This is a genomic window from Chryseobacterium sp. Mn2064 (assembly GCF_049319685.1).
GTDB lineage: Bacteria > Bacteroidota > Bacteroidia > Flavobacteriales > Weeksellaceae > Chryseobacterium.
Map to the genome: position 1 here is coordinate 208,794 of NZ_JBMOUE010000004.1, position 24,022 is coordinate 232,815.

Annotated in this window: 16 protein-coding genes; 9 read left to right on the plus strand and 7 right to left on the minus strand. The window is 38.0% G+C overall.

What is annotated here, in order from left to right; translation table 11 throughout:
• The first annotated feature begins 17 nt into the window (after positions 1-17).
• From ACL9RH_RS16110 to ACL9RH_RS16145, 8 genes are all read left to right on the plus strand, one after another.
• Complete coding sequence (locus tag ACL9RH_RS16110; RefSeq protein WP_422694385.1) at positions 18-989, plus strand: glycosidase; 972 nt, start codon at positions 18-20, stop codon at positions 987-989.
• Between the two features lie 117 nt (positions 990-1,106).
• A complete protein-coding gene (locus ACL9RH_RS16115; protein ID WP_422694386.1) occupies positions 1,107-3,338 on the plus strand; it encodes a GH92 family glycosyl hydrolase in 2,232 nt (743 codons plus the stop codon).
• A gap of 32 nt (positions 3,339-3,370) precedes the next feature.
• Positions 3,371-4,798 (plus strand): glycoside hydrolase family 125 protein, encoded by a 1,428-nt coding sequence (locus ACL9RH_RS16120; RefSeq protein ID WP_422694387.1) that lies wholly within the window; start codon positions 3,371-3,373, stop codon positions 4,796-4,798.
• Between the two features lie 113 nt (positions 4,799-4,911).
• Positions 4,912-7,056, plus strand: a complete 2,145-nt coding sequence (locus tag ACL9RH_RS16125; RefSeq protein WP_422694388.1) for an endo-beta-N-acetylglucosaminidase H — start codon at positions 4,912-4,914, stop codon at positions 7,054-7,056.
• 58 nt (positions 7,057-7,114) lie between these two features.
• On the plus strand, positions 7,115-9,523 hold the full coding sequence (locus ACL9RH_RS16130) for an endo-beta-N-acetylglucosaminidase H (protein ID WP_422694389.1): 2,409 nt from the start codon (positions 7,115-7,117) through the stop codon (positions 9,521-9,523).
• A 124-nt stretch (positions 9,524-9,647) separates the two neighbouring features.
• Positions 9,648-10,514, plus strand: a complete 867-nt coding sequence (locus ACL9RH_RS16135) for an ROK family protein (RefSeq protein ID WP_422694390.1) — start codon at positions 9,648-9,650, stop codon at positions 10,512-10,514.
• Positions 10,515-10,530: 16 nt separating this feature from the next.
• Positions 10,531-12,813, plus strand: a complete 2,283-nt coding sequence (locus ACL9RH_RS16140) for a GH92 family glycosyl hydrolase (protein ID WP_422694391.1) — start codon at positions 10,531-10,533, stop codon at positions 12,811-12,813.
• A 30-nt stretch (positions 12,814-12,843) separates the two neighbouring features.
• Positions 12,844-13,341, plus strand: a complete 498-nt coding sequence (locus ACL9RH_RS16145; RefSeq protein WP_422694392.1) for a phosphoheptose isomerase — start codon at positions 12,844-12,846, stop codon at positions 13,339-13,341.
• A 68-nt stretch (positions 13,342-13,409) separates the two neighbouring features.
• Here ACL9RH_RS16145 and ACL9RH_RS16150 read toward each other — a convergent pair whose 3' ends face one another.
• From ACL9RH_RS16150 to ACL9RH_RS16165, 4 genes are all read right to left on the minus strand, one after another.
• Positions 13,410-16,115 (minus strand): TonB-dependent receptor domain-containing protein, encoded by a 2,706-nt coding sequence (locus ACL9RH_RS16150; RefSeq protein WP_422694393.1) that lies wholly within the window; start codon positions 16,113-16,115, stop codon positions 13,410-13,412.
• A gap of 450 nt (positions 16,116-16,565) precedes the next feature.
• Positions 16,566-17,216, minus strand: a complete 651-nt coding sequence (locus ACL9RH_RS16155; protein ID WP_422694645.1) for a hypothetical protein — start codon at positions 17,214-17,216, stop codon at positions 16,566-16,568.
• A 78-nt stretch (positions 17,217-17,294) separates the two neighbouring features.
• The gene (locus ACL9RH_RS16160) at positions 17,295-17,981 is read right to left on the minus strand and encodes a response regulator transcription factor (protein WP_002982671.1); all 687 of its coding nucleotides are present in this window, start codon (positions 17,979-17,981) and stop codon (positions 17,295-17,297) included.
• Positions 17,982-18,099: 118 nt separating this feature from the next.
• Positions 18,100-19,644, minus strand: coding sequence for a sensor histidine kinase (locus tag ACL9RH_RS16165; RefSeq protein WP_422694394.1), 1,545 nt, complete (start codon positions 19,642-19,644; stop codon positions 18,100-18,102).
• A gap of 201 nt (positions 19,645-19,845) precedes the next feature.
• On the opposite strand from ACL9RH_RS16165, the gene ACL9RH_RS16170 reads away from it, so the two are divergent.
• Complete coding sequence (locus ACL9RH_RS16170) at positions 19,846-20,340, plus strand: SRPBCC family protein (protein ID WP_422694395.1); 495 nt, start codon at positions 19,846-19,848, stop codon at positions 20,338-20,340.
• A gap of 63 nt (positions 20,341-20,403) precedes the next feature.
• Here the strand turns inward: ACL9RH_RS16170 and ACL9RH_RS16175 are convergent, their stop codons facing one another.
• The 3 genes from ACL9RH_RS16175 to ACL9RH_RS16185 form a co-directional block, all read right to left on the minus strand.
• The gene (locus tag ACL9RH_RS16175) at positions 20,404-20,742 is read right to left on the minus strand and encodes a hypothetical protein (RefSeq protein WP_422694396.1); all 339 of its coding nucleotides are present in this window, start codon (positions 20,740-20,742) and stop codon (positions 20,404-20,406) included.
• Between the two features lie 182 nt (positions 20,743-20,924).
• Complete coding sequence (locus ACL9RH_RS16180) at positions 20,925-22,970, minus strand: S9 family peptidase (RefSeq protein ID WP_422694397.1); 2,046 nt, start codon at positions 22,968-22,970, stop codon at positions 20,925-20,927.
• 311 nt (positions 22,971-23,281) lie between these two features.
• Complete coding sequence (locus ACL9RH_RS16185) at positions 23,282-24,022, minus strand: uroporphyrinogen-III synthase (RefSeq protein ID WP_422694643.1); 741 nt, start codon at positions 24,020-24,022, stop codon at positions 23,282-23,284.

Here is a 24,022-nt window from a genome sequence, read left to right on the forward strand (position 1 = left end):
AAAGTAAAAAATACTTTATGACAGCTCAATCAGTAATGATCCCTTGGCAGGATCGCCCGGAAGGTTGCAATGATATCATGTGGAGGTTTTCCGAAAACCCGATCATTAACAGATACGCGATACCCACCTCCAACAGTATATTCAACAGTGCCGTAATTCCTTTTGAAGATGGGTTTTCCGGTGTGTTCCGTTGTGATAATAAAGCGGTGCAGATGAATATCTTTGCAGGTTTCAGTAAAGATGGAATCAATTGGGACATCAATCACGATCCTATTGAAATGCAGGCAGGAAATACCGACATGATTGAATCCGATTACAAATATGATCCCCGTGTAACGTTTATAGAAGACCGTTATTGGATCACATGGTGCAACGGTTACAATGGCCCAACCATCGGAATTGGCTATACTTTTGATTTTAAAGAATTTTTTCAGTGCGAAAATGCCTTTCTTCCCTTCAACAGAAATGGAGTTTTGTTCCCTGAAAAAATCAATGGTAAATATGCCATGTTGAGCCGTCCTAGTGATAACGGACATACGCCTTTTGGTGATATTTATATCAGCTACAGCCCTGATATGAAGTACTGGGGAGAACACCGTTGTGTGATGAAAGTAACGCCTTTCGAAGACAGTGCATGGCAGTGTACAAAGATCGGTGGAGGGCCGGTTCCTATCAAAACAGAAGAAGGGTGGTTACTTTTCTATCATGGAGTAATTAATACATGCAGAGGATTCAGATATTCAATGGGTGCAGCTTTGCTGGATCTTGAAGATCCTACGAAGGTGTTATACAGAACAAAGCCTTATCTATTGGCTCCGGCTGAATTGTATGAGCTGACAGGAGACGTGCCCAATGTGGTTTTCCCTTGTGCAGCATTAACAGAAGGAGATAAAGTGACCGTATATTATGGTGCTGCTGATACCGTAGTTGCTATTGCGTTTGGATATATCTCAGAAATTATTGATTTCATGAAAAAAAATTCAATTTAATCTAGTAATAATAAGTTTAGGAAAATAGGTTAATCATCTTAATTTTTCCCATTTACTGGGAATTTTATAATGGTTTTCCTATTTTTAAACAAAAAAAATTCCGATACCTCTCTTATCATGAAAAAAGAACTGCTAATCTGCTTTTTTACCACCCTGATTTCTGTTGCCAGCGCCCAGCAAAATAAAAATGATGTCTTATCATGGGTAGATCCTTTTATTGGAACAGGCGGACATGGACATACATTTCCAGGAGCAACTACACCATTTGGAATGATTCAGCTAAGCCCGGATCAGAATACCAAAAGTGGTGATTGGGATTGGTGTTCAGGATACCACTACAGCAGTAAAACGATCATGGGATTCAGCCATAACCACCTTAGCGGTACTGGATGGGCAGATCTTGGTGATATTTTGGTAATGCCTACAGTGGGACAGGTAAAAATGGTTCCCGGATCTGAAGAAAACCCTGAGACAGGTTACCGTTCAAAATTTACCCATGATAAAGAAGTAGCGTCTCCGGGATATTATTCCGTAATGTTGGATAGCTACGGAATTAAAGCAGAACTTACCGCTTCTCCAAGAGTTGGGTTTCATAAATATACTTTCCCGAAGAGTAATGAATCCAATATCATTATCGATCCTACCAATAAGATCTTCGGAAATATCTACCATACTTTAGTAAGTGTAGAAGGCAATAATAAAATCAAAGGTTACTGTTACAGCAACGGCTGGGGAGGTAAACGATTTGCTTACTTCGTGATGGAGTTTTCCAAACCGTTTAAGTCTTATGGCGTGTATGCTGATGGAAAAATCAAAAATGATGAAAAAATTGCTCTTGCCAAAGATGCTAAAGCATTTGTAAGATTCTCAACAGAAGATCAGGAAAGCATTGAAGTAAAAGTATCTCTATCTCCGGTGAGTACAGAAAACGCACAGGAAAACTTCGATACGGAAGCTAAAAATATCAACTTTGCACAAGCAAAAGAAACAGCACAAAAGACCTGGAGAGATCTGATCGGAAGATTCCAGGTAACAGGAGGGACAGAAAGCCAGAGAAAGATTTTCTATACGGGTGTTTACCATACATTCATTGCTCCCAACCTTTATATGGACGTGAATGGAGATTATGTTGCCGCTCAGGAAAACATGAATACCAAATGGTTTACGAACTACAGTACTTATTCTTACTGGGACGGATTCCGAGCAACACATCCGCTATTGACGATCATGGATCAAAAACATACAAAAGAATTTGCCAACTCTCTGATCAGCAGATATACAGATCGTAAAGATCACATGCCTATCTGGGAACTTTGCGGATATGATAACTTCTGTATGCTAGGGTATCACAGTGTTTCGGTAATCTGGGATGCGATCTCTAAAGGAGTTCCCGGTATTGATGCCGAAAAAGCTTTTGCTGCAATGAAAGATGCTTCTTTAACAGACAAAATGAGCAGCAGTGATGGTGGCGGAGGTCTTAATGATTATATCAAATTAGGCTATACTCCATCAGAAAACGGAGCTTCAGTTTCTGCTACACTTGAATATTCATATGATGACTGGTGCATCCAGCAGCTTGCAGAGAAATTAGGCAAAAAAGACGAAGCAGAAGTATACAGAAAACGTTCTATGAATTTTCTGAATACCTTTAATAAAGAAAACAATCACTTCTGGCCAAGGCAAAAAGACGGTAAATTCTTAGCAGATTTTACTCTTAACGACTGGAAAAAATTGCAACCACACTGGGTTTCCGGAAACATTTGGGCATATGATTTCTTTGTTCCTCATCAAATTGATGAAATGATGAATCTGTACGGAGGGAAAAAAGGATTTGAAGAAAAACTGGATAAAACCTTTACAGAAGCGCTGCATATGGAAGGAGAGCAGCACGTAGATATTTCAGGATTCATCGGATCTTTAGGATTCGGAGACGAGCCTGGGCATCACGTTCCATACCTGTACAATTACGCAGGAAGTCCTTACAAGACTCAAAAAATGGTAAAATATATCCGTGACAATATGTACGCTGCCAAACCTGATGGAATCGTTAATAACGAAGATTGTGGCCAAATGTCAGCATGGTATATCTTCTCATCATTAGGGTTCTATCCTGTGACACCGGGTAAACCTGTTTATGCCATCGGAGCACCACAATTCCCTAAAGCTTCATTACAGTTGGAAAATGGTAAAACATTCACTGTAATAGCAGATAAGATTTCTGATAAGAATATCTACGTACAGAAAATGTTCCTGAACGGAAAAGAATACAAAAGCTGGGAACTGAATCACAGCGATATCATGAACGGAGGTGAACTGAAATTTGTAATGGGAAGTAAACCGGTAAAATAAAACTAATAAAAATAAACGAAACAAAAGTATCAATGGAAAGGAGAAATTTTATTAAAACAAGTGCACTGGCAGGAGCCGGATTGCTGTTTACTCAGAATGTTTTTGCTAAAAATTTAGTATTGGACGATTTTCCAGTTGTCCGTGTTCCTAAAGACAAAAGACATTTTACCAGCGAGTCCGTAGAAAGCGCCATTGCAACATTTAAAAAGAAAGTTAAAAGCAAAGAATTAAGCTGGCTTTTTGAAAACTGCTTCCCCAATACATTAGATACTACTGTTTTCTATAGTGAAAATAATGGAATTCCCGATACTTATGTGATTACCGGAGATATTGATGCCATGTGGCTGCGTGACAGTTCTGCACAGGTTTTCCCTTACCTGCAGTTCTCTAAAAAAGATGAAAAACTTCACAAGCTAATCTCAGGAGTAATTCGCAAACAAACAACTTTCATCCTGAAAGATCCTTATGCAAACGCTTTCTACAATGATGATCAGAAGATCAGTAAGTGGAAGGAATATGACCATACCGATATGAAACCGGGAACCCATGAAAGAAAATGGGAAATTGATTCCCTTTGCTATCCTATACGTTTGGCTTACCATTTCTGGAAAACTACCGGTGATACAAAACCTTTTGATGATAAATGGTTACAGGGAGTTAAACTTACTTTACAAACCTTTACTGAGCAGCAGAGAAAGCATAATCTTGGGCCTTACCAATTTGAACGTACTACAGCTTGGGCTACCGATGGAATCCCTATGGGAGGATACGGATATCCAACAAAACCAGTTGGGTTGATCAGTTCTATGTTCCGCCCAAGTGATGATGCTACCATCTACGGATTCCTGATCCCTTCCAACTTATTTGCTGTAGTAAGCTTGCGCCAGGCTGCAGAAATGGTTGCTCAGATTAAAAATGAAAAAACGTTGGCTCAACAGCTGAACAGCCTTGCTGATGAGGTAGATGCAGCCATCAAGAAATACGGAATTTACAATCATCCTGAATTCGGAAAAATATATGCCTTTGAAGTCAATGGCTTTGGAAGTTATAACCTGATGGATGATGCGAACTGCCCAAGCTTGCTGGGACTTCCTTATCTGGATGCGGTAAAAGCCGACGACCCTGTTTATTTGAACACAAGAAAGTTTGTGTGGTCGGAAAACAACCCATTCTTCTTCAAGGGTAAGCTGGCAGAAGGAATAGGAGGACCACATATCGGACTGGATATGATCTGGCCAATGAGTATCATTATGAAAGCGCTCACTACCAAAGATAAAGGTGAGATCAGATGGTGTATAGATACCTTACAGAAAACGCACGGCGGGACAGGCTTTATGCATGAGTCCTTCCATAAAGACAACGACAAGAAATTCACCAGAGAATGGTTTGCATGGTCCAATACATTATTTGGTGAATTGTTATGGAAAACCTTTAATGAAAATCCGGATTTGCTGACATAATCCATCCTTTTATATTGCCTTTTATGTTGAGGTATTTTTCTTGAAAAAGAAGAATATCAGGGGATTGCTGTATAAAATTTTAACACTGAAAAACATCACCAAAAGATTATACAATGAAAAAAAAATCCATCTTTACCGTACTGACAGCCATGATGCTTCAATCCGGTTCCCTGCTTAATGCACAGCAGCTTAATCCTACAGGAATATGCTATGTGGAAGTGAACAACAACAACCTCCTGAATGCAGGAGCGTACAAACTGCAGACATCAAACAGCTATCTGTTTAATGTGGTGAATATTTTTGCGGCCAACATCAATTACGATACAAGCCGTGGAAGAGCCTATCTTTATTCTAATAATAATGTAACCAAGGTGCTTACCAATGCAGATACCTACATAAAGCCCCTTCAGCAGAAAGGTATTAAAGTGGTGTTAACTGTTTTGGGAAACCATCAGGGAGCAGGAATATGTAATTTTCCAACCCGTGAAGCGGCTAAAGATTTTGCGCAGCAGCTTGCCAATACAGTGAATACTTACGGTTTAGATGGAATTGATTTTGATGATGAATACTCCGATTACGGACAAAACGGAACTGGGCAGCCTAATGACAGCTCGTTTGTAATGCTTGTACAGGAACTGAAAGCTCTTTTGCCGGATAAAATAATATCTTTCTATTATTATGGTCCCGCATCTTCAAGACTTTCCTGGAACGGAATCCGAGTAGGAGATTATGTGAATTACAGCTGGAACGCAATGTATGGAACATTCTCAGCTCCCAATGTACCTCCGCTCACCAAAGCACAGATTTCTCCTGCCGCGGTATGGATGGGAAATACTTCCAATTCTACAACCACCAGTTTGGCAACACAGACAAAAAATGGCGGATACGGAGTATTTATGTGGTATGATCTTCACGGAACTAATGAGGCAGCACAACTTTCAGCAGGAACTCAAACACTGTATGGACAGCCAACAGTGCTAAGCGGAACTTTACAATCGTGGACACAAGGTACAAATTGTGATGCTCCAATCGGGTTATACACCAGTAATCTGACAGGAACAAGTGCAAAACTGAACTGGTCTGCAGTCGGAACCAATACTTATGATATTGATTATAAGCCAGCTTCTTCAACTATCTGGACGAATGCTGTATCGGCAACCGGCTCTACTTCTGTAACCGTTTCAGGACTGACAGCCAATACTGAGTATGATTGGAGAATCAGAACCAATTGCAGTGTAAAAAGCACTTATATGTTTGCTCCAAGGTTTAACAGTGGTTCAGGAACTGTTCCTACAGGTTCATATACGTTATCTCTGGATGGCAGTACAGAGTCTGGAGCAGCAGGAAATCTTAACCTGAGTGGTTCTGCACTATCTTTTGAAGGCTGGATCAAACCTTCGTCATTCAAATCGGCTTCTCCTTATATTTCTTCTATCATGGGAACAGAAGTAAGTGACAGCAATTCTGCGTTCTTACGATTGGGAGATGCCAGTCTTGCCAATAATAAACTTCAGTTTGTGGTAAGCATCAATAATGTTCAGCAAAAACTGGCTTCAGCAACAGCTTTGAATGCCAATACATGGTATCATGTTGCGGCAACTTATGATGGAGCCAATATGAAAATTTATATCAACGGAACCCTGGATGCTACTAAAGCGCAAAGCGGAAGTATTGCCTCCAACGGAGCATTCAACGTAGGATATTTGTACAATACATCCCGAAATTTTAATGGGAAAATAGATGAGGTAAGAGTTTGGAAACGGGCATTAACTCAGACAGAGATTGGTCAAAATATGTGTAATGTATCAGTTCCGGCCTCTTCATTGGCAGCCTATTGGAAGTTTAATGAAGGAAGTGGTTCCACGGTTCAGGACAGCTCAGGAAATGGAGCTAGCTTAACATTAACAGGTGTTGATGCTTCCAACTGGGGAACAGATCTGCCTTGTGCAACAGGAAGTTCAGTATCAGCAAGAACTGGGGTAAGCCAAAAGGCAGTACAGGTAAACAGTAGAAATCAAATCAAATTATATCCTAATCCGGCAAGTACATCATCCGTACTTACGATATCTGTTCCAGATGAATACAGCGGAGGAAAACTAGTAGTTTATGATTTTAATGGAAGAGTAATAGATACGAGATTGCTCAATGCTGGCAATAATTCATATGAACTGAACCGATTTTCAGGAGGAAACTATATTCTTCAGTTCGAATCTCAGGATGGAAGCTTGAAACAGACAGAAAAACTAATGATAAAATAATGAAACGAGTCATTGGGCTCAGTCCCAATGACTTTTCCTACTATAAAATTGATATACTATGAGAAAAAAATCCTTTTTTATTCCTTTGATGGCTCTGATGCTTCAGACAGCTCCATTGCTCAAAGCACAACAGCTTAATCCATTAGGAATATGTTATGTGGAAGTAAACAACAACAATCCGCTGAATGCAGGTTCTTACACCTTGCAGAACACCAACAGACAGCTTTTTGATGTGGCAATAATTTTTGCCGCCAATATTAATTACGATGTTTCGAAAGGCAGAGCATATATTTCGAATAACAATAACGTCACCAAAGTACTGAATGACGTTAATACCTATGTAAAACCTTTACAACAGAAAGGAATTAAGGTATTGCTGGATCTTCTGGGGAATCACCAGGGAGCGGGAATTTCGAATTTTCCTAACCGTGAAGCTGCTAAAGATTTTGCTTTACAGGTTGCCAATACAGTATATACCTATGGTTTGGATGGTGTAGATCTTGATGATGAATATGCAGGATATGGAAATAACGGAACAGGACAGCCCAATAACAGTTCTTTTGTAATGCTTTTGCAGGAATTAAAAGCGGCGATGCCAGATAAGCTGATCACATTCTATTACTATGGACCAGCTACAACAAGACAATCCTACAACGGAGATCTGGCAGGAAATTATATCAACTATACCTGGAACGCCATGTACAGTACATATAATGCACCTGTTGTTCCTCCATTGGATAAAACCAAAATTTCAGCGGCTGCAACATGGATTCAAAATTCTAATTCAAGCTCTACCTCTGCTGCAACATTAGCCAATTTAGCAACGAGTTCAAAAAATGATGGCTATGGAGTGTTTATGTGGTATGATTTGGGAGGAACCAACGTAGCCAATTATCTGAGTACAGGTTCCAATATTCTCTACAACGAAAATACAACATTAAGCGGGCAGCTTTATTCCTGGTCTCAGGGGCAAACCTGTGATCCGCCTTTAGGTCTTGATGTTTCAAACGTAACAGGAACATCTGCTAAGCTGAACTGGATTTCCAATGCTTCTCAATCTTATAATATTGATTATAAACCTGCCAATTCAACAGTTTGGACCAACATAGCCAACAATTATTCAGGTAATAATATTATGGTGAATAACCTAACTCTGAATACAGATTATGACTGGAGAATACAGTCCAATTGCTCACCGACATTAACAAGTACATATATTTTTGCTCCAAGATTCAACTCCGGAAACGGATGTGCCACGCCTTCAGGACTCACTTCCGGAAGTTATCTTGGAAATACAGCCCAAGTATCATGGGATGCCGGTACTGCATCTTCATATACACTACAGTACAAAACGACAGCCGCTACAGCATGGTCTGAAATTCAGAACATCACCACGAATACATACGCATTACAAAACCTGACTCCCAATACCAATTATGTATGGAAAGTGCAGGCAGCTTGTAATGGAGGTACTACAAGTACGTATTCCGGAGAAGGTACATTCAACAGCGGTTTCGCTCCGGTTACAAGTCCGGGCGCAAGATCATTGGCTTTCAATGGAAGTACAAACTACCTTAATGCAGGACAATTTAACCTGAGTGGAAATGCGGTGACGTTTGAAGGATGGGTTAAAGTAAATGCTTTTAAATCAGGGTTCCCTTATATTTCATCGGTTATGGGGATTGAAGTAGGAGACAATAATTCTGCTATGCTTAGATTTGGAGACGGGAATCTGGCGAATAACAAACTTCAGTTTATCTTAAGTTTTGGATCTTCACAAGTGAAACTTAATACGAATGCCACATTTAATACCAATACATGGTACCATATTGCAGCAACGTATGATGGAACTGCCATGAAGCTATATGTTAATGGTACGCTTGATGCCAGTGCACCGGTTACAGGTAATTTTACCGCCAATGGCATCCTCTATCTAGGAAGAAATTACGACAATTCCCGTACAATCAATGGTTTCCTGGATGAATTCAGAGTATGGAAAAAAGCGTTAACACCACAGGAAATCCTGAGCAACAGCTGTAACGTTCCTGCCAACTCTGCAGGCCTTGAAGCCAATTGGAAAATGGATGAAGGAAGTGGAACTGGAGCTTTAGATGCAACTTCAAACACACACTTTGCCACTCTGGTAAGTATGACGGATGCTAACTGGAGAACAGATGTTCCTTGTACAGCTTCTTTATCCGTAAAGGATATTGAAACTTCTAAAGAAAGCAATGCTGCTTATCCAAATCCTGTAAAAAGAGGAAGTGATATTCATTTTACAATTACTGGTAGTTCAGCAGCGGAGGTATCGGTTTTTGATGTTTCAGGAAAATTATTGAAAAAACAGAATATTAATCAAAATAATAATGTGATGAATACACAGGATTTAATCAGTGGTACTTATATTTACAGAATCACAGCTTCTGGCAATAAGGTAATATCATCCGGTAAAATCATTGTGAAATAAAACTCAGATACAATTGATCTGAAAGTAATAAAAACTGAGATATAAAACAGACATGCAGGACATTAATTCCTGCTGGTCTGTTTTTTCAGTCATAGAGAAGAGCTTGAATTTAAAATATAAAATAATGCAAAATATAGTAGGAATCGATATTGGAGGTTCTCATATCACACTGGCGCAGGTAGATCCTGAGAAACGTGAGATCATTTCTTCAACGTATGTAAGGGAGCATGTTAATTCTTTTGATAGCAGAGAGGTTATTTTCGCTGCATGGGTTTCAGCCATAGAAAAAGTTGCCCATGATCTTGTAAAAGAAGATCTTTTAATAGGAATTGCAATGCCGGGGCCGTTTGATTACGAAAACGGAATATCGCTGATGCAGCAGGGAAAATTCATTGATATTTATGAAATCAATATTAAAGAAGAATTAGCTAAAAGATTGGCTGTTTCTCAGGATCAGATCCATTTTGTAAATGATGCAGCTGCCTTTATGGAAGGAGAAGTGTTTGGCGGATGCGCACAAAATTTCAAAAAGGTTTTTGGAGTGACGCTGGGAACAGGATTAGGAACAACATTCTTCAATGGAGAATTGGCTACTGATGAAGATTTATGGGATTCTCCTTTTAAAAAATCTATCGCTGAAGATTATTTGGCAACCCGATGGTTTGTGAACCGTTATAAAGAGCTTACAGGAGAAGAAATTTCGGGAACTAAAGATTTACTGGATAAACCGGAAGCTATTCAGAAACAGATATTCGATGAATATGCAGACTCTTTCTCTGAATTTATTGTGAAGTATGTAGATCGCTATACACCTGAAGCATTAGTGATAGGAGGAAATATTGCTAAAGCTTATCCTTATTTTGAGTCGAGATTTATTCAGAATTTAACAAAGAATAATATTAACTTGCAGGTTAAAATTTCTGCCATATTTGAAGATGCCGCCATTCTTGGAGCGGCCAGCTATGCATTAAAAAAAGCGTATATAAATTAACAAACGAAAAGATACAATGAAGTTTATATTTTCTACTTGCTTTGTTTTACTACAAGCCTGGGCCTTTGGTCAGAATGCATCTCCTGTAGATTATGTGAATCCTTTGATGGGAACTCAATCCAAACCCTCATTATCCAACGGAAATACCTATCCAGCAGTTGGACTTCCATGGGGAATGAATATCTGGACCCCTCAAACCGGTAAAATGGGAGACGGATGGGCATACACTTACGATGCCGATAAAATCAAAGGATTTAAGCAGACTCACCAGCCTTCTCCATGGATGAATGACTATGGCGCATTTGCCATTATGCCGGGAGTAGGAAAGTTGAAATTTAAAGAAGAAGACAGGGCAAGCTGGTTCAGCCATAAAGCTGAGGTGACTACTCCTTATTTCTACAGTGTTTATCTCGCGGACATCAATGTTACGACCGAATTTACGCCTACGGAAAGAGCCTCTTTTTTCAAATTTGATTTTCCGAAAACAGATAGTGCGTATGTAGTTATTGATGCCTTGAACAAAGGCTCTTACATCAAGATTTTACCGAAAGAAAGAAAAATTCTGGGGTATACAACAAGATATTCTACCGGGAAATACGAAAACTTTAAAAATTACTTTGTCATTCAGTTTGATAAAGATTTTGAACTGACAAAAACCTGGAAAGATGATAAACTGGTAAACGATCAGTTAGAAATTACCAGTGATCATACAGGCGCTGTCGTAGGATTTAAACTTAAAAATAAAGAAACCGTTTACGCCAAAGTAGCGTCTTCTTTCATCAGCTTTGAACAGGCCGAACTGAATCTTAAGAGAGAAATCGGAACCAAAAACTTTGAACAGGTAAAAGCCGATGCTAAAAATATCTGGAACAAAACTTTAGGAAAAATAGAGGTAAAAGGAGGTACAGATCAGCAGATGAGAACCTTTTATTCGTCTTTGTACAGGACGTTATTCTTCCCACAAAAATTATATGAGGTAGATGCTCAGAACAAAATAAAACACTGGAGTCCCTACAACGGAAAAATTGAAGAAGGAAAAATGTTTGCCGGAACAGGTTTCTGGGATACCTTCCGAGCTTTATATCCTTTCTTGAACTTAGTATATCCAAGTATTAATGTGGAAATGCAGGAAGGTTTGGCAAATGCTTATAAAGAAGGAGGATTCCTTCCAGAGTGGAGCAGCCCGGGATATTCCAATATTATGATTGGAAACAATTCTGCGTCAGTAGTAGCAGATGCTTACATAAAAGGACTTCGTGGATATGATACGGAAGCACTTTGGCAGGCAGTAAAACATGGCGCAAATAATGCAGGTCCTATAGAAGCGGTAGGCCGTGCAGGAGTAGAATATTACAATACATTAGGCTATGTGCCTTACGATGTAAAGATCAATGAAAATGCTGCGAGAACATTAGAATATGCTTATGATGACTTCTCAATTTATCAATTAGGAAAGGCATTAGGAAAGCCGGCTTCAGAAATTGATATCTATAAAAAGAGAGCCTATAACTATAAAAATCTGTTTGATAAAGAAACAGGGTTAATGCGTGGTAAAAATAAAGACGGGAATTTCCAGAAGCCTTTCAATCCTTTCAAATGGGGAGATGCTTTCACAGAAGGAAATAGCTGGCACTACACATGGTCGGTTTTCCAGGATATTGACGGTCTGGCAGAGCTGATGGGTGGAAAAAAGAAATTTGAAGCCAAATTAGATGAGGTATTCTCTTTACCTCCGGTATTTGATGACAGCTATTACGGAGGCGTGATCCACGAGATCAGAGAAATGCAGATCATGAATATGGGACAGTATGCTCACGGAAATCAGCCTATCCAACACATGATTTATCTGTACAATTATGCAGGATCACCTTACAAAACGCAATACTGGGCAAGACAGGTAATGAACAAATTATATCATGCTACTCCTGACGGATATTGTGGTGATGAAGATAACGGACAAACTTCCGCATGGTATATTTTCTCAGCTCTTGGGTTTTATCCGGTGACGCCGGCAACAGATCAGTATGTTTTAGGAGCGCCATTGTTTAAAGAAGCTACCATTCATCTTGAAAATGGTAAGAAAATTGAAATAAAAGCACCGGAAAACACGGCTGATAATTTATATGTAAAATCATTAAATGTAAATCAACAGCCTTATTCCAAAAATTGGTTGAGCCATAAAGAATTGCTGAAGGGAGCTGTTTTAGATTTTAAAATGGATAACAAACCCAACAAAGAAAGAGGTTCACAGGAAAAAGATTTTCCATATTCAATGTCAAAAGACGAATCAAGCAAATAATTTTTTAATTCAAAATAAATATCAAACTGTATGAGTACAGAAAAAAAAGAAATATTCGAGAGAGTAGAGAAAATGCTGCAGACACAAGGTTTTAATATCGCAGCAAAAGATGATACAAGACCATGGGGAGGTTTTTTTGTAATAGATGAAAACCAGGCGCAGGATTTTGCCAACCAATATTTCGATGGTATTGATGTAGATAATTTGAGAATAGGAGGGAAGCTAAGCCCGAAAATTCTTATCGTTGCTCCGGAAGCAAGATTAAGCTGGCAGTATCACCACAGAAGAGCCGAGATTTGGCAAGTTGTGGAAGGTACGGTAGGAATCAAAAGAAGCAATACAGATGAAGAAGGTGAATTAGGAGATTACGGCCCTAAAGATCAGGTAAAGCTTCAGCAGGGAGAAAGACACAGATTAATTGGTCTTACAGGCTGGGGAATCGTAGCTGAGATTTGGCAACATACAGATGCATCCAATCCTTCAGATGAAGATGATATCGTAAGAGTACAGGATGACTTTGGAAGATAAAAATAAAAGCAGTATCAATTTTGATACTGCTTTTTTATTTGAAGATAGATCTATCAGATGCTATTGAATTAGAACGTTACATCCAGTCCTACATAGAAGTTTGCTTTCATAATAGGAGCGTATACCATTCCTCCGTCAAAATAATTTCCGAAAGGATTCTTAAAATCTACGATTGCATTTTTCTGATAGTACGAAGTCAGGTTTTCACCACCTACATATGCTCTGATCTTTTTATTGAAATTTCTTGAGATCTGAGCATTAAGCACCGCGTAAGACTCAGAATACGTCGGAAGCTGAAATTCTGCCGGATTGCTTGAAGTATCCGGAAGCCTTTGTTTTCCTACCCAGTTCAAAGTCGTATCAAAGCTCCAGAACGCCCCTTTGTCACTTTTGTTGGTTGAATAAGCCAGATTCACAAATCCTCTGTGTTTTGCCATAAAAGGAACCTCTCTTCTTCCACCAATATAATCTGCCTGTACGTCATAATATTTATACGCTAGTCGTACTTCAAGGTTTTTAACAGGCATGAAGTCCCATTGGGTCTGGAATGAATTCGCGAACGATTTTCCGTCAAGATTATAGAACGTAATCTGATGTGGAGACTTATCTAGATCTACCAATACCTGATCCTGGAAATCTGTTCTGAAGAAGTCGGCAATAATGCTGGATTTCCTTCCGAATAATTTGAATTCCTGTTGTAAACTCGCTCCGTAGTTCCATGCAATTTCAGGTTTTAAACCATAAATATTTCCTCCATTAGGCAATATATTGATCGCTCTGTTGGAAGCAAAATACTGCTGGCTTTCTGCAAATACATTCGCTGTTCTGAAACCTCTTCCCGCAGAAAGTCTTAAGATAGTCTGAGGTGTGAAATCATACTTGAAATTAAGTCTTGGTGTAAACTGAGTTCCTGCCAGATTATGAAAATCCACTCTGGTTCCTGCTACTAAAGTATATTTTAAACCTGTTAAAGTATATTCAGCGAAAATCCCAGGTACAATTTCGTTTCTTCTTATATCGTCCGTTAAATAGGTTTCTTTATAACCGTCATATAAGAAACTTGCACCAGCCTTGTACTTGTTGTTGGTATTCCCGATGATACTTTCGAAAATCAAGTTGGAATAATACGTTTGCTGCTGTCCGTTATAATTTCTAAGTCCAAAAAAACTGTCCTGCTGATGGTAAACATATTGGTTCATCCAACCGATACTTTGATAAGGCTTTCCTTTAAAAACATATCCAGTCTTATTCCATACCTGGAATCTTGAAATATCAATTCCAACACCATAAAGTGACTGTTTGTCCTGAGGAAGTTTTTTATCAAATCCAATCTGCCCTGCAGTTCTTTCATCACGGATGAAATTGATCCCAAAGTGAGAACCGAACCCTGATTTTTCAAGGTCATTATAATTAAGCAAATAAGCAGCATTGATTTGGCTCCCTTTCGGTCTGTCTAAGAAACCGTCTTTGTTCATATCCGTATTTCCGAAAGTTCCGTTTCCGTGAAGAAGAAAAGTCTGCGACCATTTATCGTTGATCGGAGAAACATTGGTAATATTTATTTCTGCTCTTCCATTAAAATCTGAAAAGAGATTTAAAGACGTTTCGGGAGTCTTTGCATTCTTCAGAAGTTCAGTATTGATCTGCCCTGTAATACTTTCATAACCGTTTGTAACAGTACTTCCCCCTTTAGTAAGCTGAATACTTTCAATCCATCTTCCAGGGATAAAATTGAGTCCGTAAGCAGAAGCTAATCCTCTGATTTCAGGCAATTGTTCTTTTGTTAAACTGGTATATTTTTGATCCAGACCCAGCATTTTAAGCTGTTTTGTCCCGGTAACAGCATTGCTGAAGGAAACATCTACAGTGGCATTGGTCTCAAAACTTTCAGACAGATTACAGCACGCAGCTTTCAACAGTTCTTTTTTATCAATATTAAATACAAGTCCTGTTTCTTTTTTGCTCAATGCTGTAGTGGCCTTAGAACCTGTTACTACAACGCCGTCAATGCTTTTTTCATGCTGAGAATGATCTTCTTTTGCAGCTGTAGCCTCGTGGTTTGTATGATCATCATGCTTTCCCCCTTCTTCATAATGTACCTTGGGATTAGGTTCTCCAAAAGTAAATTCTCTGTCATATAAACAACAGCTTGGTAAACCATTGTAAACCGCATCTGAAGCTTTGTACTTTTCGTTATCATGACCTGCATCAGCAATCGCCTTTAGAATCTTATCTGATGAGGTTTTGGATGGATCGAAGTTTAGAGTAACTGTTTGCTTTTCTGCATCCCATTCTGCAAGATCTGCTCCTGCTTTTTTGGCTGTGCTTTCAATTCTGGCTTTGCATGAAGCGCAATTACCTCTTACATAGAATTCATTATCTTTTTTAACAGAAGTATTAGTGCTTACATGATGCTCATGATGTGCATCTGCCTGAGACGTCTGCTCATCTCTAACGTAGTGGCAACATCCCGGAAGTCCTTCATAGGTTGCATTAGGGGCTTTGAATTTTTCATTATCATGACCTGCTTCAGCTACTTTTTTCAAAACATCATCTGGAGATACGTTGTCTGTTTCTATCGTCAATGTTTGAAGATCTATAGAATAAACGGCAGTTTTTGCACCTGCTTTTTTGGCTGCGCTTTCAATTCTGGTTTTGCACATTTCACAGTTCCCTTTTACTTTGAACTGATTTTTTGAAAGAGTTTGAGCCGATACGAATTGTGTAAATAAGAATAGTGTACCAAGTAATAACCTGGAAATATATAATTTCATTTTGCTTAAAAGTTTAAATTAATTAAAAAACAGTTCATTATAGAGCATAATGAACACATAATATTTAATTAACCTATCTTGGGCGGTTGCCAGATTTCCTTTAAACGGTCTGAAAGATAAGGATCTGAATAATGAAACTGAGGATTCTTATTCGCTTTGTAATAAGACAGTTCCAAACGTAGATTTTTTGAAAACGGAGTTTCTATGAATGTGTAGCAGGCAACACATGACGAACAACAATCATCTTTGCATGATTTGGTCTTGTCCTGGGTTTTGTTTTTTTGGGAAGAATGGTTTTTACAACAGTCACTCTTCTTGGAAGATTCCGCTTTACAACATGTTTCTTGCATACCCTGCGCATAGAAGTTATCCTTAGGAATCAGAAAGACTCCTAAGCAAAACACTATTGCAAGTATGTGAAACAGCTTCATATCTGCAAAAATAAGAAATTTATGGCAATGGATCACCAACTTTTACCGAACAGTTGTGCCAAGGTTCTCCATGTGCTGGATTTGCTTTGGGTTTTTCGCCCATTGCAATGTTTTGTGATGCTGGAGCTGGTGTCGGAGTTGGAGTTACCTGAACTGCATTTTGAGCGGGTTGTGGTGCCGGTGCTGGTTTACTGTTGAGTGGTTGGCCTACAGGAATATCACATCGGTGTCCCGGTTGCCCATGAGGAGGATTCATCCCCGGAGCTGTTTTTACCTGCTTGCCGTTGTTGTCGATCGTAATTTTTCCAGGTGATACTGAATTAGGATCAATCTGAATGGTATTAGTTCCTCCTCCTACATTAATGCTTTGAGGAGTAGGAGCAGTATTGTTGGCTGGTTGGCTGTTTAGAGGTTGTCCTACAGGAATATCGCAGCGGTGGCCGGGTTGTCCGTGTGGAGGGTTCATGCCTGGCGCGGTAGCCATAGGAGAGGGGTTGGGAGTAGACGGAATTCCAGCCTGTTCCATTAATGCTGTTTTAGAAGTGCTGTTTAAAGCTACATTGGGCTGCGTAACGCCTGCTTCTTCTTTTAAATAAGTTGCTCTTTCATCTTTTTTACAAGATGTTGCTAATAGTGATACGGTGATCAAACCTATAAATGTATTCTTCATATCCATGGGTATGAAACAAAATTAGCAAAACATTTTCAATTGTTTTGCTAATTTTATATTTATAATTTGATTTTCGGACTAATTTTTTACTAAAAGTCTAAATCCTTCTCCGTGAACGTTGATAATTTCCAATCCTTCGTCGTCTTTCAACAATTTACGAAGCTTGGCAATATACACGTCCATACTTCTTGCGGTGAAGTAATTTTCTTTTTTCCAGATTTTTCTTAAAGCAAGATCTCTTGGCATGAAGTCGTTTCTATGGATGCAAAGAAGTTTAAGCAATTCGTTTTCTTTAGGAGAAAGCTTGTATTCTTTGTCGCCTACTTTCAGCTGTCTAAGCATAGAATCGAAGAAGATATTGCTGATCTTGAACTGCTCCTGCTCTTCATTTTCCAGTGTAGAGCTTCTCTGAAGAATAGCTTTAATTTTATATAAAAGAAGTTCGGTATCAAAAGGTTTTGTGATATAGTCATCCGCTCCCAGTTGGTATCCTTTCAAAATATCTTCTCTCATGTTTCTTGCAGTAAGGAAAATGATAGGTGTATTTTTATCAATCTTTTTTACGTCTTCAGCTAATGAAAACCCATCTTTTTTAGGCATCATTACGTCAAAAATGCAGATGTCGAATTCATTTTCTGTAAATTCTTTAAGTCCCTGCTCTCCATCAGTGGCAAGAGTTACTTCAAAATTATTGATTGTCAAATAATCTTTAAGCACCGCCCCAAAACTCTGATCGTCCTCTACTAATAATATTCTGTTGCTCATAACTTTTACTAATTAATGATTACTGTTAAGAATGAACGTTTTCACTCTATCTTCTATATTTTGATATTTGGTTTCCCCTTTATGATATTGTCTTTAGGAATAGATATTCCATTATTAATTACGCCATTGGCAGTTTGATTGTAAACTTGCTTCCTTTTCCTTTGTGAGAGTCTACAATAATCTCTCCTTTGTGGAGTTCTACAATTTTTTTAACGTAGGAAAGTCCCAGCCCTTGTCCTTTTACGTTATGTATATTTCCGGTTTCTTCTCTGAAGAATTTTTCGAAAATCTTGGTTTTGTTCTGAGTTTCCATTCCCATCCCTTTATCTGAAATTTCAATCACATATAAAGATCCTTCATTTCTTGTTTCTACATGAATTTCCGGTGCTTCTGGTGAATACTTATTGGCATTGTCCAGGAGGTTGACCAGCATATTCGAGATATGGAATTCATCTATTTTAAAGTTGTAATGAGTGGCATTGAACTCTTGGGTAAGAGATCCTTTTCTCTGTTCCACAATCAGATTGAAAGATTCTGTTGTTTTTTTGATCAGCTCTCTTACGTTGGTTTCTTTTAAGAAAAGTTCTACTTCATTTCGTTCAAGCTTAGACATGTTGAGAACGTTTTCCACCTGCTTTTTCATCCTTAGATTCTCCTGCTTTATCAGTTCTGAATAATATTTTACTTTATCCGGATTGGTTGCAATCTTATCATTGGCCAAAGAATCTGTTGCCACAGAAATTGTAGCTAAAGGTGTTTTGAACTCGTGAGACATGTTGTTGATGAAATCTGTTTTTACTTCAGCAAGTTTTTTCTGTCTCATCATATAATTGATGGAGATAATATAAATTCCCAATATAGTAAGAAGGGAAAGGAAAGTTCCCAAAAGCATTGGCCAGTTGTTCATTGCCAGGGCATATTCTTTTTTCGGGAAGACTAAAGCAAGGCTGTAAAGTGTATTCTTTTTGTCTGTAAAAAGAGGATAACTATATGTATTGCTATCTTTTTTCTCTTTGTAGGCTTTGTTGGCAACACTGGTCAGTTTACTGTTTTTATCCAGAACTCCGTAGCCAAAAGTTGCTGTAATTCCTCTTATTTTCAATTCTTTGGTAATCACAGAATCAAGAGCTTTGGGGTCAACTCTTTTGGTGATAGGAAGGTTTTTGCCATATACTTTTACAAATTCCTTCATAGAGTAATCTCCCGTTTCAATATCCTGATTGATATCTGTAGTCAGAAGTTCACGATTGGTTGTGTCTCTTTTTATTTTATAAGCAGCTTCGTCTGTATAAAGCGTAGTCAGCTTTACAGAATCCCCTTTTTTAGAGATAGGAAGCTGTGTATTGGAGATAATATTTTTAGAATAAATGATCTGTCTCTGAGTTCCGGAATCTTCTACCTGCTGAATCGTAGTTAAAGAAGGTTGCTTACTATTGGCAATAATATTCTTTCTGAAGTCTTTGATATCTTTATTCAGATATTTGTCGGCTTCAATTTCTTCAATACTTTTTGAAGTACTTTCCAAAACAGCATATACTTTATTTGAAAAATCCTGTTCCAGTACACCGTAATAGCCTTTCAACCAATAAAATTGGAGCGTCACGAAGACAATCAGTGAGATTGTCATAAACACCGAAATTATTGGGATGAATTTGTTATTCATTATTTAATTATATATGTTTTGGAAAGATGAATGTTAAAATTAATTGTTTTAAGATTACATAAACAAAAAACGAGCCAAAAAATTGTTTTTTTTCTCTTAAAAGAGTGTTTTTTAACAATTATTTATGAATTATATTTTACTTGTCATACGAAAAGTCCTTTCTATAAATAAAAAAGGTAACTTTATTAAAAATAATTACTTATGGAATCTAATATCATTTTCAACAAAGATTTTGACTCGAAAAGTACGTATGTCATGAAAATTTATGATGCTGATGTTTCAAAAGTATGGGATAGTTTTACCCAATCTGAACTGCTAGACCAATGGTGGGGTCCTAAACCTTGGCGGTGCGAAACCATCAAACAGGATTTTAAAGAAAATGGAGTCTGGCTATATGCGATGGTAGGTCCGAATGGTGAAAAAGCCTATTCCCGTTCGAAATATGGTGAAATCATTCAGCATAGAAGTTTCGATTGGATGAGTGCTTTCTGCGATGAGAACGGAAATATCGACGAAGACGCGCCGCAATCAAAGTGGCTGATTGGTTTTACTGGAGTAGAAGAAGGAACAAAAGTAACGGTTAATATTCATTATCAGTCTCAGGAAATCATGAAGAAAATGTTTGATATGGGTTTTGAAGGTGGTTTTACCATGGGGCTTACCCAGCTGGAGAATGTTTTAAAGCAGATGCTATAAAAAACACAGCCAGATCTGTAGGGATGAAATATAAAAAGCTTGGATAATATCCAAGCTTTGTTTTTATAGTAATTCTTCTTCCTGAAAGTACTGAATAATAGCCTTCTTCATAAGCAGTGACTGCTCATTAGGCTTTAATTCCGGAAGGTCTTCCAGCTTTTCAAACTGAGGCCATCCGTTTTCATAATGTGTGAATTTATAATACCCAAAAGGCTCCATCAATCTGCAGACAGCAATGTGAATAAGATTCACTTTATCGTCTTTTGTGTATTTCTGCTGACCACTACCCAGTTCCCGAAGTCCTATTAGAAATAATAAGGTTTCGATGGGTGGATTTTTTTCCGTCTGGAAGTTGTCTTCAAAAAACTGTTCTATTTTTTTCCAATATTCGGACTCGTTCATAATTCTATAAATAATATATAATAACTGATCAATGATGAAATTAATTTTTCAACATTTTTCTATATGAAGAAGCTACGGTAAGCATTTCTTCTTTTTTGAAGATAATTCTTTGATAATATTAATGGCAGCAAGTTGTAAAGTCGAAAATTGTACAATACTCAGGCCTGTCCATCCTATATCACTTACGAATTACCGTTGATCTTTAACAGGAATGCGTATTCCAACGCATCTTCTTTTAAGGATTCAAATCTTCCGCTTGCGCCTCCATGTCCAGAGCTCATATCGGTTTTGAATACCAAAATATTGTTGTCTGTTTTCAACTCTCTTAGTCTTGCTGTCCATTTTGCAGGTTCCCAATACTGCACCTGAGAGTCGTGGAATCCTGTAGTAATCAGCATATGTGGATACTCTTTAGCTTCTACATTGTCATAAGGAGAGTAGTCTTTCATATAATGATAATATTCTTCATCATTAGGATTTCCCCATTCATCATACTCTCCGGTAGTTAAAGGAATAGTATCATCCAGCATGGTTGTAACAACGTCAACGAAAGGCACCTGTGCAACAATTCCATTGAATAACTGAGGCTCATAGTTCACTACTGCCCCTACAAGAAGACCGCCTGCACTGCCTCCCATGGCGTACATATGAGCAGATGACGTATAGTTTTCTTTTATTAAGTATTTTCCGGCATCAATAAAGTCGAAGAAGGTATTTTTCTTGAACAGCATTTTTCCATCCTCATACCATTCTCTACCCAGGTATTCTCCTCCGCGGATGTGAGCAATAGCATAGATGAATCCTCTATCCAGGATCGATAATCTTACATTGGAGAAACTTGCATCTACAGTATGGCCATAACTTCCATATCCATATAAAAGAAGAGGGGTATCTGCTGATTTTTTTGTGTCTTTATGATAAACCAGAGAGATTGGAACTTTTGTTTCTCCATCTCTGGAATCTGCCCATATTCTTTCAGAAATATAATTTTCAGCAAAGAACTTTCCTCCCAGTACTTCCTGTTGTTTCAGAAGTTGGGTCGTTTTTTCTTTCATATTATATTCGTAAGTGGAACTTGGCTGTGTTAAAGAAGTATAGCCGTAGCGTAGCACTTCAGTATCAAACTCAAGGTTGATGCCAATATAGCTGGTATAAGTCGGATCTGAAAACGGCAGGTAGTGAGATTCCTGGGTTTTTTCATCAATAATTTTAATTTGAAGCAATCCTCTTTCTCTTTCTTCAAGAACCAGATAATCTTTGAAAATCTCAAAACCTTCCAACAACACTTCTGCACGGTGAGGGATAACATCTGTCCAGTTTTCCATTCCGCAATTGCTGATTTTTGTTTTTACAATTTTAAAGTTGGTTGCATCATCGGCATTGGTAATAATGTAGAACTCATCTTCATAATGTTCTACAGAATATTCTAAATCATCAATTCTTGGCTGTATAATGGTCCAGTCTGCAAATACATCGTCAGATGGGATGAAGCGATGTTCATCAGAAATGGTACTGGAGCTGGCAATGAAAATATACTGTAGTGATTTTGTTTTAAATACATTCACATCGAAGGTTTCGTCTTCTTCATGAAAGATCAGAATGTCTTCAGAAGAATCTGTCCCTAGCTGGTGCCTGTATACCTGGAAAGCACGCAGACTTGCATCTTTTCTGATATAAAAAACGTGTTGGTTGTCATTGGCCCAAACAGCTTTTCCTGTGGTGTTGGGAATACTATCTGAAAGAATTTCTCCAGTCTTTAAATTTTTAAAGTTCAATGTGTAAATTCTTCTTCCTACGTTATCGGAAGAGAAAGAAGCCAATTCATTATTAGGGCTTACAGCAACGCTTCCTACTTCAAAAAAGTTTTCACCTTCCGCTAAAATATTTACATCAAGAACAATTTCTTCCTCGTTATCCAGGCTTTTGTATTTTCTGCAGAAGATAGGATATTCTTTACCTTCTTCATATCGTACGATGTACCAGTATTCGTTAAAGATATAAGGAATAGATTCGTCATCTTTTTTGTAACGGGCTTTCATCTCTTCAAAAAGGTCTTCCTGAAGAGCTTCAGTGTCTTTCATGATGAATTCCTCATAAGCATTTTCTTCTTCAAGATACTTGATGACTTCGGGATTTTCTCTTTCATTGAGCCAAAAGTAGTTGTCAATTCTTCTGTCACCGTGAGTTTCTAATATTTTTTCTATTTTTTTTGCCTGTGGAGCTTTCATCCTATATTTTAATTTTTTACGTCCTGTATATTGATATTCTACAGGGTCGTTGTATTCATTGTTAATTCTTGTTCAAATATAAGAAAGGCTGTTAAATTTTTGGTAGCCTTTCTATGTAATATTGGATGAAAGAATTATTTTTTACTGTTTTTATTGTTTTTGTTCGTGATGAAATTTGATGGAAATTGTTTTATTTGATCGATGGATTCAAGGTAGAAATAGATAAGAATAAAATTATTTCAGGGAATTTTTATGCATAAAAAAACCACCTTCTTGATGGGAGAGGTGGTTTCAAATGTTGGTAGTAAGGGTTACTTGTGTAGAGCCTTAATATATTTTTCAAGGGCCATTGTCATAGAAGGAGTTTCCTTCGTAGGAGCCATTAGATCTACTTTTAATCCCGCTTCTTCTGCTGCAGCTAAAGTGGTATTTCCGAAAACACCAATCTTTGTTTCATCCTGCTTGAAGTCTGGGAAATTCTGTTGTAAAGATTTTATTCCTTGCGGGCTGAAGAAGATCAGCATATCATAATCTTTCACATTGATGTCTGTAAGATCACTGCATACTGTACGGTACATGATCGCTCTTGTCCATTCTACATTAGAAGCATCAAGAGTTTTTACAATATCCGGGCTTAATACATCTGAAGATGGCAACAGATATTTTTCAGACGGGAATTTTTTGAAAAGAGGAAGCAGATCTGCGAAGTTTTTCTCCCCAAAGCTGATCTTTCTTTTTCTGTACACAATGTGTTTTTGAAGATAATTGGCAATTGCTTCCGACTGGCAGATGTATCTCATTGTGTCCGGAACCGCAAAACGCAGCTCCTCTGCAAGTCTGAAGTAATGGTCGATCGCATTCTTACTGGTAAATATAATACCGGTATACTGCGTCAGATCTATTTTTTGTGTTCTGAGTTCTTTGTTGTCAACCCCTTCGACGTGGATAAATGGGCGGAAATCAATCTTTATTTTTTCCTTCTTCGCTATATCCAAATATGGAGAAGATTCACTAGGCGCTGGTTGAGAAACCAATATAGACTTTATTCTCAT

Excerpts from the sequence above, each read along its gene's own strand:
- ACL9RH_RS16165 (WP_422694394.1), bottom strand. The coding sequence starts at position 19,644 with ATGAATAACAAATTCATCCCAATAATTTCGGTGTTTATGACAATCTCA.
- ACL9RH_RS16160 (WP_002982671.1), bottom strand. The coding sequence starts at position 17,981 with ATGAGCAACAGAATATTATTAGTAGAGGACGATCAGAGTTTTGGGGCG.
- ACL9RH_RS16150 (WP_422694393.1), bottom strand. The coding sequence starts at position 16,115 with ATGAAATTATATATTTCCAGGTTATTACTTGGTACACTATTCTTATTT.
- ACL9RH_RS16180 (WP_422694397.1), bottom strand. The coding sequence starts at position 22,970 with ATGAAAGCTCCACAGGCAAAAAAAATAGAAAAAATATTAGAAACTCAC.
- ACL9RH_RS16110 (WP_422694385.1), top strand. The coding sequence starts at position 18 with ATGACAGCTCAATCAGTAATGATCCCTTGGCAGGATCGCCCGGAAGGT.
- ACL9RH_RS16120 (WP_422694387.1), top strand. The coding sequence starts at position 3,371 with ATGGAAAGGAGAAATTTTATTAAAACAAGTGCACTGGCAGGAGCCGGA.
- ACL9RH_RS16185 (WP_422694643.1), bottom strand. The coding sequence starts at position 24,022 with ATGAGAATAAAGTCTATATTGGTTTCTCAACCAGCGCCTAGTGAATCT.
- ACL9RH_RS16125 (WP_422694388.1), top strand. The coding sequence starts at position 4,912 with ATGAAAAAAAAATCCATCTTTACCGTACTGACAGCCATGATGCTTCAA.
- ACL9RH_RS16175 (WP_422694396.1), bottom strand. The coding sequence starts at position 20,742 with ATGAACGAGTCCGAATATTGGAAAAAAATAGAACAGTTTTTTGAAGAC.
- ACL9RH_RS16130 (WP_422694389.1), top strand. The coding sequence starts at position 7,115 with ATGAGAAAAAAATCCTTTTTTATTCCTTTGATGGCTCTGATGCTTCAG.
- ACL9RH_RS16140 (WP_422694391.1), top strand. The coding sequence starts at position 10,531 with ATGAAGTTTATATTTTCTACTTGCTTTGTTTTACTACAAGCCTGGGCC.
- ACL9RH_RS16155 (WP_422694645.1), bottom strand. The coding sequence starts at position 17,216 with ATGAAGAATACATTTATAGGTTTGATCACCGTATCACTATTAGCAACA.
- ACL9RH_RS16170 (WP_422694395.1), top strand. The coding sequence starts at position 19,846 with ATGGAATCTAATATCATTTTCAACAAAGATTTTGACTCGAAAAGTACG.
- ACL9RH_RS16145 (WP_422694392.1), top strand. The coding sequence starts at position 12,844 with ATGAGTACAGAAAAAAAAGAAATATTCGAGAGAGTAGAGAAAATGCTG.
- ACL9RH_RS16115 (WP_422694386.1), top strand. The coding sequence starts at position 1,107 with ATGAAAAAAGAACTGCTAATCTGCTTTTTTACCACCCTGATTTCTGTT.
- ACL9RH_RS16135 (WP_422694390.1), top strand. The coding sequence starts at position 9,648 with ATGCAAAATATAGTAGGAATCGATATTGGAGGTTCTCATATCACACTG.